Annotated in this window: 6 protein-coding genes; 2 read left to right on the top strand and 4 right to left on the bottom strand. The window is 64.9% G+C overall.

The features are described from left to right. Nucleotides 1-245: 245 nt before the first annotated feature. Both EN859_RS09135 and EN859_RS09140 read left to right on the top strand, forming a co-directional pair. Nucleotides 246-5,060: an NAD-glutamate dehydrogenase gene (locus EN859_RS09135; RefSeq protein ID WP_127853029.1), complete on the top strand. Its 4,815-nt coding sequence runs from the start codon at nucleotides 246-248 to the stop codon at nucleotides 5,058-5,060. A gap of 162 nt (nucleotides 5,061-5,222) precedes the next feature. Beyond that, on the top strand, nucleotides 5,223-6,599 hold the full coding sequence (locus EN859_RS09140; protein WP_127853030.1) for an MFS transporter: 1,377 nt from the start codon (nucleotides 5,223-5,225) through the stop codon (nucleotides 6,597-6,599). Between the two features lie 33 nt (nucleotides 6,600-6,632). Here the strand turns inward: EN859_RS09140 and purH are convergent, their stop codons facing one another. The 4 genes from purH to htpX all read right to left on the bottom strand — a co-directional run bounded on the left by purH (nucleotide 6,633) and on the right by htpX (nucleotide 12,587). Then, a complete protein-coding gene (purH, locus tag EN859_RS09145; RefSeq protein WP_127853031.1) occupies nucleotides 6,633-8,240 on the bottom strand; it encodes a bifunctional phosphoribosylaminoimidazolecarboxamide formyltransferase/IMP cyclohydrolase in 1,608 nt (535 codons plus the stop codon). Between the two features lie 91 nt (nucleotides 8,241-8,331). Beyond that, complete coding sequence (locus EN859_RS09150) at nucleotides 8,332-10,056, bottom strand: heparinase II/III family protein (protein WP_127853032.1); 1,725 nt, start codon at nucleotides 10,054-10,056, stop codon at nucleotides 8,332-8,334. 147 nt (nucleotides 10,057-10,203) lie between these two features. Beyond that, nucleotides 10,204-11,592, bottom strand: coding sequence for an RsmB/NOP family class I SAM-dependent RNA methyltransferase (locus EN859_RS09155; RefSeq protein WP_189501785.1), 1,389 nt, complete (start codon nucleotides 11,590-11,592; stop codon nucleotides 10,204-10,206). Next, complete coding sequence (gene htpX, locus EN859_RS09160; protein WP_127853033.1) at nucleotides 11,583-12,587, bottom strand: zinc metalloprotease HtpX; 1,005 nt, start codon at nucleotides 12,585-12,587, stop codon at nucleotides 11,583-11,585. The genes EN859_RS09155 and htpX overlap by 10 nt, the downstream gene beginning before the upstream one ends. Nucleotides 12,588-12,752 lie beyond the last annotated feature (165 nt).

The raw sequence follows: 12,752 nt of genomic DNA on the forward strand, positions 1-12,752 counted from the left end.
ATGCAACGAAGAATGCGAGGCAGCTAATATACGGCGCGGTTGGGTTCGAACCGCCATCCGTCACCGCGCCATGGCGCGGTATATCGATTGCAGCCCCGCCCCGTTCGACATGGCGAAGATGGTCGCAGTCACCGGTCCGTCGCCGAATTCCGATAATTCTTTGCAAGCCGTCAAACCTTTGTCGCCAAATGGCGGTCATCTGCTACCATAGTCGTAAAAGCATATGACGGGAGGGAATTAGCGCCATGGCCAGCCTGAAAACCGCGAGCCAGCCGAAAAAGACGAGTCCGGTGAAGGGGGGTCCGATAAAGGGAGGCGTGGCAAAGGGGGGCGAAAGGCCCGGCAGGCTCGCCGATTACCTGCTCGCCCGAACGCCGGCTGAAGACGTCGCAGCCTACGATGTCGCAGACCTCGAACGCGCCGCCGATCTCGCCGGGCGCGCTGTGGCCAGGCACAAGAAGGGCGACTGCGTTGTCGCCATAGACGTCGATTCCGGCGTCGTCCGCCAGGGCCGGCCAATGACGGTGATCACCGTCGTCAACGACAACATGCCGTTCCTGTTCGATTCCATCCTCGGCGAGGTCACAGAGAGCGCCGGCGAGCCTCTGCTGGTCACCCACCCGGTCATCGTCGTGCGGCATGGCAAGGGCGGCGTTGAAGAAATCCTTGGTGACGGTGGCTTCGCCAAGGGCGACGAAAGCCATGACCGGCTCTCCGTCATCCACGTCCATATCGGCCGCATTTCGGCCGACCAGGCCGAGGCTTTGGCCGGACGGCTGAAGAAGCTGCTGGGCCAAGTGCGTGCCGCCGTTACCGACTGGAAGCCGATGCTGGCCCGCCTCGACCACGCGATTTCCGAATTCCGCTATTCGCCGGTGCCGCTCGACAAGGCTAACGTCACCGAGGCGATCGCCTTCCTCGAATGGCTGCGCGACGACAATTTCACCTTCCTCGGCATGCGCGAGTTCAACTACACCGGCGGCGAGAAGAGCGGCATGCTGGAGCGTGCCGAAAAGCCCGGCCTCGGCATCCTGTCCGATCCCGACGTGCTGGTGCTGCGGCGCGGCACCGAAGCGGTGTCGACGACGCCGGAAATCCGCGCCTTCCTGCATGGGCCGGAGCCGCTGATCGTCACCAAGGCCAACGCCAAGTCGTCGGTGCACCGCCGCATCTATCTCGATTACATCGGCGTCAAGACCTACACCGCCAAGGGGGTGCTTGCGGGCGAACTGCGCATCGTCGGCCTGTTCACCTCGACCGCCTACACGCGCTCGGTGATGAAAATCCCCTATCTGCGCTCGAAGGCCGAAACCATCATCGCCAAATCCGGCTTCAATCCAGGCGACCACTCCGGCAAGGCGCTGATCAACGTATTGGAGAGCTATCCGCGCGACGAGTTGTTCCAGGTCCCGGTGCCGATCCTGCGCAAGCATGCCGAAGCCATTCTGGGGCTGATTGAACGGCCGCGCGTCAGGGCGCTGGTGCGCGCCGACCAATTTGACCGCTTCGTCTCGATCCTCGTCTTCGTGCCGCGCGATCGCTACGACAGCGTCGTGCGCGAGAAGATCGGCACGTACCTGAAGACGGTATTCCAAGGCCGGCTGTCGGCCTATTACCCCGCCTTCCCGGAAGGCGGGCTGGCCCGCGTCCACTTCATCATCGGCCGTTCCGGCGGCAAGACACCGAAGGTTGAGCAGGCGGCGATCGAAGCGGCGATCCGCGACATCGTGCGGACCTGGGATGACGTGCTGCGCGAGACCGCGGCCGAAACCGGCACCGATGCAACGCTCACGGCGATTGCCTCACGCTTTTCGGAAAGCTATCGCGACAGTTTCCCGCCGGCCGTGGCGCTGGCCGATGCCAGGCGCATCGCCGGGATCAATGCTGCCAATCCGATCGCCATCGACTATTACCGCCATGGCGACCAGCAGCCACATCAGGCGGCGCTGAAGATCTATCACCATGGCAGCCCGGTGGCGTTGTCGCGGCGGGTGCCGGTGTTGGAAAACATCGGCTTCCGCGTCATCAGCGAGCGCACCTTCGAGGTCGGCGACGATGCCTCGGGCATGGTCTTCATCCACGACATGGAGCTTGAGAACAGCTACGGCCAGCCGATCGACCTCAGCGACGGTGGCGCGCTGTTCGAAGACGCGTTCCTGTCCGTCTGGCGCGGCGACACCGACAATGACAGCTATAACGGCCTTGCTCAGACCGCCGGCCTGTGGTCGGGCGAGATCGCCGTCCTGCGTGCCTATGGCCACTATCTGCAGCAGGTCGGCATCGCGCAAAGCCAGGATTTCATCGCCGCTGCGCTCAACCGTTATCCGGAGATCGCGCGCGGCCTGTATGGGCTGTTCGTTGCCCGCCTTGGACCGACGGCCGAGACGGAAGGCGTCGTGGCGGCCAAGCATCTCAAGGCCAAGACAAGGGATGCGCTGGAAGAGGTTCCCAACATCGATGACGACACCATCATCCGTCGCTACCTCAACCTGATCGAAGCGTCGCTGCGCACCAACCATTTCATTGCCGACAAGAAGGAGAAAGGCCAATCGCTGGCGATCAAGCTCGATTCGCAGGCGGTCGTTGGCTTGCCGGCGCCGCGGCCATGGCGCGAGATCTTCGTCTACGGCTCCGAGGTCGAGGGCGTGCATCTGCGCTTCGGCCCGGTCGCCCGCGGCGGCCTGCGCTGGTCGGACCGCGCCCAGGATTACCGCACCGAGGTGCTTGGCCTGGTCAAGGCGCAGCAGGTCAAGAACGCGGTGATCGTGCCTGTCGGCGCCAAGGGCGGCTTTTATCCGAAGAAGCTGCCGATGAGCGCCGGCCGCGACGCCATCTTCCAGGCCGGCACCTCGGCCTACACGAACTATGTTTCCAGCCTGTTGTCGATCACCGACAATATCGGCGTCGACGAGGTCATCCCGCCGGCCGGCGTGGTGCGGCGCGATCCGGACGATCCCTATTTCGTCGTCGCCGCCGACAAGGGCACGGCGACCTTCTCCGACATCGCCAATGCGATCAGCGAGAAACATGGCTTCTGGCTCGACGATGCCTTCGCCAGCGGCGGCTCGGCCGGCTATGACCACAAGAAGATGGGCATCACCGCCAAGGGCGCGTGGGAGGCGGTCAAGCGGCATTTCCGCGAGATGAACCGCGACATCCAGACCTCGCCCTTCACCGTCGTCGGCGTCGGCGACATGTCGGGCGACGTGTTCGGTAACGGCATGCTGTTGTCGGAGCAGACCCGGCTGATCGCCGCCTTCGACCATCGCGACATCTTCATCGATCCCGATCCCGACATGGCGGCCTCGATGGCCGAACGCCGACGCATGTTCGATTTGCCGCGTTCGAGCTGGCAGGACTACGACAAGACGAAGCTGTCCGAAGGTGGCATCATTGTCTCGCGCGGCCAGAAGTCGATCACGCTGCACGCAGCTGCCGCCGCGGCCATCGGCCTAAGCAAGACGACCGCCACGCCGGTCGAGATCGTGAACGCCATCCTCAAGGCGCCGGTTGATCTCCTGTGGTTCGGCGGCATCGGCACGTATCTCAGGGCATCGACCGAAACCAACCAGGAGGTCGGCGACCGTGCCAACGATGCCATCCGCGTCACCGCGCTCGAGGTGCGCGCCAAGGTCATCGGCGAGGGCGCCAATCTTGGCGCGACGCAGCGGGCCCGCATCGAGTTCGGATTGCATGGCGGCCGCTGCAATTCCGACGCCATCGACAATTCGGGCGGCGTCAACTGCTCCGACGTCGAGGTCAATATCAAGATCGCGCTGGCCTCCGCCATGCGCAAGGGATCGCTGACCCGCCCGGCGCGCAACAAATTGCTGGCGGAGATGACCGACGAGGTGAGCGCCCTGGTGCTGGCCAACAATTACCAGCAGACGCTGGCGCTTTCCATCGCCCGCAAGCGCGGCCTCGCCGACATAGCCCACCAGAGCCGCTTCATGACGGCGCTGGAGGCGCGCGGCCTGCTCGACCGCGCCGTCGAGACGCTGCCGTCGCCGGCAGCCCTTGCCGAACGCGAGGCGCGCGGCGAGCCGTTGACCAGGGCCGAGCTTGGCGTGCTGCTTGCCTATGCCAAGATCGTGCTGTTTTCCGACATCGTCGCCAGCGACGTGCCCGATGATCCGCATTTCGACCACGACCTGATGGGCTATTTCCCGGCTCGCATGGCGAAGAAATACGCGGCCGAAATCCATGGCCATCGGCTGCGCCGCGAAATCATCGCCCGTGTCGTCGCCAATGACCTGGTCAATCGCGGCGGGCCGTCCTTCGTCAACAGGCTGCAGGAATCAAGCGGCCGCAGCGCCGCCGACGTGGTTCGCACCTTCGCCGTGGTGCGGGACGGTTTTGCGCTGCCGGCGCTCTATCGCGAGATCGACGCGCTCGACAATCAGATCGACGGACAGGTGCAACTCGACCTCTATCAGGCGGTCGGACGGCTGATCTATACGACCAGTGGATGGTATCTGAAGAACGATACCGGCGCAGCACCCCTTGGCCAGCGGATCGCCGAGTTGCAGGAGGCGCGCAAGGCGCTGGATCCGAAGCTCGTTTCGCTGTTGCCGGCCTTCTCGCGCGAGCGGATCGAAGAGCGGCGGCACGGCCTGTTCAAGGACGGTGCGCCCGAAAGCCTGGCAGAACAGCTGGCGCTGACAGATGTCGCTGGAGTCATCCCCGATATCGCGCTGACCGCTCGCACCGCGAATGCCGACATCGTCGCCGCCGCGAAGGCGTTTTTCGCGGTCAGCGATGCCTTCCGCATTCCGCGCGTCGAGGACGCGGCGCGCTCGATCTCACCCTCGGATTACTACGACCAACTGGCTCTTTCCCGTGCCAGCGACACGATCGGCGCGGCCAGGCGCGGCATCGCGGAGGCGGCGCTTACCGGCCATGCCAAGGCGGCGGACCCGGTCGCAGCGTGGCTGGAGGCCGGCGGCGAGCGGGTGGCGCGCATCCGCGAGCGGCTGCAGGCTTTGACCGAGGGTGGCGAGATTACGGTGTCGCGGCTATCGGTGGCGTCGGGGCTGATGAGCGACCTGACGGTGCGATGACTGCTGGCCGCATCCTGCAAGATTGCCGGCAAGAACTGCGCTATAGAGCAAAGCGGCGCCCTGCTTCGGGGTTCCGCCAGGCATGATCCCGAACCGCAGGTCCGCGGCAGCGAAAAGCGGGAGCCGGTTTCGGGCAAGATCAACAAAAATGACGGAGGGGACATGACGGAGATGGCAGTGCAGCGGGCCTCGGGGCGCGGCATCTGGGGGTGGATGTTATTCGACTGGGCGGCGCAGCCGTTCTTTACGGTCGTCACCACCTTCATCTTCGGACCCTATTTCGTCTCGCGCATGGCAAGCAACCCGGAGACGGGCCAGGCCGCCTGGGGCTACGGCATCGCTGCGGCGGGGCTGGTCATCGCCGTTCTGTCGCCGATCCTCGGCTCGATTGCCGACCAGACCGGGCCGCGCAAGCCGTGGATCGCTTTCTTCGCCGCAATCAAGATCACCTGCCTCAGCCTACTGTGGTTCGCTGCGCCGGGTTCGAACCTTTTCCTGGTGGTGCTGTTCTTCTCGCTGGCCTCGGTGGCGGCGGAATTCTCGACCGTGTTCAACGATTCGATGATGCCGCGCCTGGTGCCGAAGAGCGAGATTGGCCGGATTTCGAATATCGCCTGGGGCCTTGGTTATCTTGGCGGCATGATCGCGCTGATCTTCGTCGTCGCCGTCATGGCCAGTTCGCCGGAGACCGGCAAGACGATCCTCGGCCTCGACCCGATCCTCGGGCTCGACCCGAAACTCGGCGAGGACGCGCGGGCCACCGGTCCGCTGTCGGCGGCGTGGTATTTCCTGTTCATCCTGCCGATGTTCTTGTTCACACCCGACGCCATCAAAGGCATTCCGATCAGACCTGCGGTGCGCGAGGGGCTGTCGGAACTGAAATCGACGCTGACCGAAGTGCGCAAGCGCAGTGGCATCTTCCGCTTCCTTGTCGCCCGCATGATCTATCAGGACGGCGTCAATGCGCTGCTGTCGCTGGGCGGCACGTTTGCGGCGGCAATGTTCGGCTGGTCGATCACTGAGATCGGCCTGTTCGGCATCATCCTCAACGTCGTCGCCATCTTCGGCTGCTGGATCGCGGCCCGCGTCGATACCAGTCTGGGCTCCAAGATGGTGGTGCTGATCGCCCTGGTGATGCTGTCGGCCGCCACCGTCGGCGTCGTCTCGACCGGGCCGGGCTACACGCTTTTCGGCGCGCTGCCGTTTTCCGCCGCCGATTCTGGCGGCCTGTTCGGCACGGCGGCGGAAAAGGCCTACATCTTTTACGGCCTGCTCATCGGGCTTGCCTTCGGGCCGGTGCAGGCGTCTTCGCGCTCCTACATGGCGCGCAGCGTCACCGCAGCGGAATCGGGCCGCTATTTCGGCATCTACGCGCTGGCCGGACGGGCAACCAGCTTCCTGGCGCCATTCCTGTTCGCAACGATCACCGCTGTCAGCGGATCGGCGCGGCTTGGCATGTCGGTGATCATCCTGTTCCTTGGCGTCGGCATCGCGATCCTGGTCCGCACGCCCTATCCGGCGGACCGGCCGGCCGAGTAGGCCCTTCCTCCCACAAGGGGAGAAGGAAAGGGCTCAATGCCTGAAATGTCGTACGCCGGTAAACACCATGGCGATGCCATGCTCGTCGGCGGCGGCGATGACATCGTCGTCGCGCATCGAGCCACCCGGCTGGATGACAGCGGTGGCGCCGGCTTCGATAGCCGACAACAGCCCGTCGGCGAATGGAAAGAAGGCGTCGGAGGCGACGACCGAGCCTTTGGTCAGCGGCTCCGCGGCCTCGGCCGCGTCGAGCGCCTTGCGGGCGGCGATGCGCGAGGAATCGACGCGGCTCATCTGGCCGGCGCCGATGCCGACCGTCGCGCCGTCCTTTGCATAGACGATGGCGTTGGACTTGACGTGCTTGGCGATGCGGAAAGCAAATCTCAGATCGGCTATCTCGGCCGGCGTCGGGGCGCGTTTGGTCACCACTTTGAGGTCGAGGTCATCGACAACCGCGTTGTCGCGGCCCTGGACGAGTAGTCCGCCGGCGACGGACTTCACGGTGGTGCCGGCGGCGCGCGGATCGGGCAAGCCGCCGGTGACCAGCAAGCGCAGATTTTTCTTGGCAGCAACGATGTGGATGGCCTCCTCGGAGGCGTCCGGCGCGATGATGACCTCGGTGAAGGTTTTCACGATCTCCTCGGCGGCCTCGGCATCGAGGATGCGGTTCATGGCAACGATGCCGCCAAAAGCCGAAACCGGATCGCAGGCCAGCGCCTTGGCGTAGGCTGCCTTTAGTGACACATCCTCGGCGACGCCGCACGGGTTGGCGTGCTTGATGATGGCGACGGCGGCGGAGCGGGCCGGATCGAACTCGCCGACCAGCTCGAAGGCGGCGTCGGTGTCGTTGATGTTGTTGTAGGACAGCTGCTTGCCCTGAAGCTGGCGCGCGGTGGCGACACCCGGCCGCTTGTCGCCATCGACGTAGAAGCCGGCGCCCTGGTGCGGGTTCTCGCCGTAGCGCATCACCGTTGCCAGCCTGCCACCGAAAGCGCGCCATGTCGGATGCTCGATCTCCAGCGCCTCGGCGAACCAGCCGGAGATCGCCGCGTCGTAGGTAGCGGTGCGGGCAAAGGCCTTGGCCGCCAGCTTCTTGCGGAAGTCCAGCGACAGTGAGCCGATATTCATCTCCAGCGCGTTGAGCACCGGGGCATAGTCGTCGGGATCGGTGACGATGGCGACGTAGGCGTGGTTCTTGGCTGCGGCGCGGATCATAGCCGGACCGCCTATGTCGATGTTCTCGACGATCGAGGCATACTCGGCGCCGGAACGGCGGACCTCCTCGAAGGGATAGAGATTGGAGACCACGAGATCGATCGGCTCTATGCCGTGATCGCGCATCGCGGCGGCGTGCTCGGGATCGTCGCGCACGCCGAGCAGCGCTCCATGCACCGACGGGTGCAAGGTCTTGACGCGACCATCCATGATTTCGGGAAAGCCTGTCAGCTCGGACACATCGCGCACCGCCATGCCGGCCGCGGCGATCGCCTTTGCGGTGCCGCCGGTGGAGACCAACTCGACGCCGGCCGCTGCCAGCGCCCTGGCGAAATCGATCAGGCCGGTCTTGTCGAAAACCGAAAGCAGAGCGCGACGGACGGGAACGAGGTCGGGCGCAGGAATGTTCTTGGCGGCGACGGCCATGGGCTGGCGGCCTTTCACTAGTGGGAGATGTCCGCGCCGTAGCACATGACGCCTGGAAATCAAGCCGGAAGCGCCGTCCCGGCAGACACGGTCAGTTGTTTTCCCGCTGGCCGGCGATGACCGTCCGCGTCAGTTGCCAGTGAACCTCGACGATCTCCGATGCCTTGAAGGCAAGCATGATCTGCCGGCTGCGGCGCGGGCCACCAAGGCCGGCGAAATAGATCGATTCCTCCACTTCCGGCACAATTTCACCGCAGGTGAACACCCAGGTGTCGGCCTGGTCGGCGGTCAGCACCAGGCGGTCGTGCTCGTCCTGGAGCAGGTTTATGTCGGGATGGATGTGGAAGCGGACTGCGACGAGATCACGTCCGTTGTTGCGGATCGCCGCCCCGCCGGGCCGCAGGAAACGGTCCCTGCCGGCGAGCACGTTGCCGTTCGTCGACAATGTCAGCTCACGCTCATGCAGGAAGCCGAAGCGCACGACATAACCGTCGTGGCGGGCGAGAAAACCCTGGCTGCCCTTTTGGTCGGTGCGTTTGCAAGGCACATGCTGCGGGCCGCCGATCAGCGGCGAGCCGAGCAGGTCGTTGACGCGCAGCGAATGGCTGAACCGCGCCGACGAGGTGTCATTGATGGTGGCGGTCGAGTGCGCTGCCGTGGCGCGGGCCAGCGGCCGGAATTCCGCGGCGCCATAGGTGTCTATGCCGGCATTGACGACATAGTGCTGGCTGCCGGAGGACAGTTCGAAGGCCAGGCAGCCGGCATGGGCGGCATTGGAAACGTCGACGGGCGGCGGCAGGCCGGTATCGGCGATCACCGTCACGCCACCCATGGACAGGCGCTCATAGCCCGAATGCGGCGCATGCAGCAACGGCGCGCCGGCCGTGTCGTCATGGCGCAGGATGGTGGCGATGCGGTCGTGAATGGTCGCGCCCATGCCGTTGAAGCGGGCAAGGCTGCCATCCTGGTGGCGAAAGAAGCGCAGCGCCGGCAGCATGCGGTCGATGGCGCCCATCAGGGCCGCAGGCGGTGTTTCGGCCTGATTGGCGTAGGTCTGGCGCAGTGGCAGTAGGTCGGCGAGAAGCTCGAGGACGGCCATCGGATTGCGGGAAATGTGGCCGCCGTCGGGAAGGATCTGGCCGTCGAGCTCCTCGGCGAGGTTGCGGGTGGCGCCACGCAGCGCCGATGCCGGAGCCGGCAACGACAGGGCGGCAAAGGCAAGCGCGATGCGGGCACGCAGCCTGTCCTTGCCGTCCGGCATCTCGCGCGCCATCGACCTGAGATAGCGGATCTGCATGGCCAGCGATTTGAGGAAGGCCCGGTAGAAGGGAAATTCGGCGCCCTGCAGCACGACGGAGGAATGCTGCAGCCAGGCAATGACGCGCTTGGCCGTCGTGCCGGGCTCCCAGGCGATGCCGGAAATATTGCTGCCATGCATGGCGATCCAGTCGGAGACCAGGGCACGGGCATTGGCGGCGGCAAGCTCGGTACCGGCGGCGCGCATGTGGCGCAGCCAGCGAAAGCCGTGTAGCGACTTTTGCCAGCCGCGATTGGGCACGTCGATCTGGAACGGCGACTTGCCACCGGTCTCGACCAGATGCCCGGACAGCGGATAGCGGCCATAATAGATCTCGAGCGCGATCTGTGGGTCGGCGAGCCGCAGGTCCGGCGGCGCAATCAAAACACGTTCAGGCGTGCGGCCGGAATAGCGCCAGCGATAGACGGGACCAGCACGCAGGCGCCGGCGCGTCTTGCGCCAGAACTCCTTCGCGACAAGCGTCCATAGACGCGCCGTGTTGCCGGCAACGAATGCCAAAAACCCTCCAGATCGTCTCATACCCCGGAGACAAGATTATATGATTCAAGAACTTATGCGAAGGCGAATTCCGTGGACGTGAAAGAGTTCACGCTGTTGCCGGATGTCCTCCCTAAAACAGTCGACAAATTTTAGAGGCTGGAGTCTTTAGCCGGCTTTGCGCATGCGGGCGGCAAAGAAGCCGTCGAGGCCGGAAATCCCAGGTGAATCGAGCGCCATATCGGCGGGCGTGGTGCGCAGCGTGCCTTGCGGCGCCAGAAATGGATCGATGCCGGCAATTTCGCCGATCCGGATCGGATCGTCGACGACATCCGCCGTCCCCGCGAGGAAGGAGCGATAGAGCTCCTCGCCCTCGAGCGGGTCGAGCGAACAGTTGGAAAAGACGATCCTCCCACCTGGCTTGACCAAAGTGGCGGCGCGGGCGAGCAGCCTTACCTGCAGGTCGGCGAGCTTTTCGATATCGGCCGGCGTCTTGGTCCAAGGCACGTCGGGATGGCGCCGCACCGTGCCGGTCGAAGAGCAGGGCGCGTCAAGGAGAACGGCGTCGAATAGGTGCTCCGGTTGGTACTTGAGCAGGTCGGCCTGGACGATCTCTGCCGACAGGCCAAGCCGATCGAGATTCTGCTCCAGCCGCGCCAGCCGGTTCTTCGAGCTATCGACGGCGGTGACATGAGCGCCGGCGAGGATGAGCTGGGCGGTCTTGCCGCCGGGAGCGGCGCAGAGATCGGCGACGCCAAGCCCTTTGACATCGCCGAACAGCCGGGCCGGCAGGCTGGCCGCCGCATCCTGCACCCACCAGGCGCCGTCTACGAAGCCGGGCAGTTCGGGGACGGAAGCACTGAGCTTTTCCACTCGCACCGTGCCGGTCGGCAGCACAATGCCGCCGAGCTTTTCCGCCCACAGCGCGGGGTCGGATTTGACGGTGAAATCGACCGGCGCCTCGTGGCGGTGGGCCGCGAGAATCTGCCTGGCCTTGTCAGTGCCGTAGGTTGCCTTCAGCCGGTCGGAAAACCATTTTGGCGCCTCGTCGGTGGCGGCAAGCGCTGCGGCCAGCTCGGCCTGCTTGGAACGCACCAGCGTGCGCAGCAGGCCGTTGACGAGGCCTGAAAAGCGCACGGTCCGTGGATCGGACTTGGCATGGGTCACGGCAAGGTCGACGGCAGCGCTGTCCGGAATGTCTAGGAACAGGATCTGCGCCGCCGCCACATGCAATATATGCGACAGCGCGGTCGCGTTGGGCGGCAGCGGCTTTTCCAGGCGGCGGGCCAAGAGCCCTGATATGGTCATGCGGTAGCGCAGCGCGGTGACAAGTATGGCGCGCACCAGCGCGCGGTCGCGCAGGTCTAGCGCCTTGTATTGCGGATGGCCGTTCTCATGGTCGGTCAGCCCGTCGAGCGGGGTCCTGGCATCGATGACGGCGGCAAGCAGACGGGCGGCCGCCTTGCGCGCGGCGAGGCCGGCAACGGGCTTGCCGCCTGCATTGTCTTCACGATCGCCTGAAATTCCGTGCCGGCGCTTGGCTTCGTTCACGACCACGGACCTTTGGGTCCGGTCGGATTGCGCCCCCAGGGATTGGATTTCGGCCTGGCCGGTTCGGCCGGCGGCTCGGGCTGCGCGGCCCTGTCCCACGGGCCCGACGGCTGCCGTTCGTCTTCCTGCTGAGGCGCCACGGCTGCTTCGGGCGCTCCGCCCATGTTCCGCGCCATCGCCTGCAAGGCGGCGATGCGGTTGTCGGTGCTCGGGTGGGTGGAAAACAGGCCGTCCATGCGCTCGCCGGAAAGAGGATTGATGATGAAGAGGTGGGCAGTGGCCGGATTGCGTTCGGCATCCGGGTTGCGGATGCGTTCGGCGTCACCGGCGATCTTGTCAAGGGCCGATGCGAGCCAGAGCGGGTGTCCACAGATTTCGGCACCGCGCCGGTCGGCCTCGTATTCGCGGGTGCGGCTGACCGCCATCTGCACGATCATGGCGGCAAAAGGCGCCACGATCATCGCCACCAGCACGCCGACAAAGCCGAAGGGGTTGTTGTCGCGGTTGCCGCCGAAGAAGAAGGCGAAATTGCCGAGCATCGAGATTGCACCGGCAAGCGTGGCGACGATCGTCATGGTCAGCGTGTCGCGGTGCTGCACATGGGCGAGTTCGTGCGCCATCACCGCGGCGACCTCCTCATGCGAGAGCCGCTGCAGCAGGCCGGTGGTGGCGGCGACCGCCGCATTCTGCGGGTTGCGGCCGGTGGCGAAGGCATTCGGCTGCGGGTTGTCGATCAGGTAGGTTCTTGGCATCGGCAGGCCGGCCCGGTTGGCGAGACCCTGCACGATGGCAAAATATTCGGGCGCGTTCTTTTCGTCGACCTCGACGGCGCGGTTCATCGCCAGCACCATCTTGTCGGCGTTCCAGTAGCTGAAAAGGTTGGTGCCGGCGGCGATCAGCAGCGCGATCACCATGCCGCCCGATCCGCCGATCATATAGCCGACGCCCATGAACAGTGCCGTCATCGCGGCCAAAAGCATGGCAGTGCGAAGTGTGTTCATCGTCTGCTCCATTTCAGCCCGACTGGCAAAAAAGGGTCGATCCCCTTACAGCGCCGCGCGTGCTTTGGACGCGCAAAGGACGCCTGTAACACTTTTATTTTGCGCATGATCCTATCCGAAAATCGATTCCGATTTTCGGGGTCATGCGCTACTCGTCGCTATAGG

Origin of the sequence: Mesorhizobium sp. M00.F.Ca.ET.216.01.1.1 (genome assembly GCF_004010325.2) — a bacterium.
GTDB lineage: Bacteria > Pseudomonadota > Alphaproteobacteria > Rhizobiales > Rhizobiaceae > Mesorhizobium.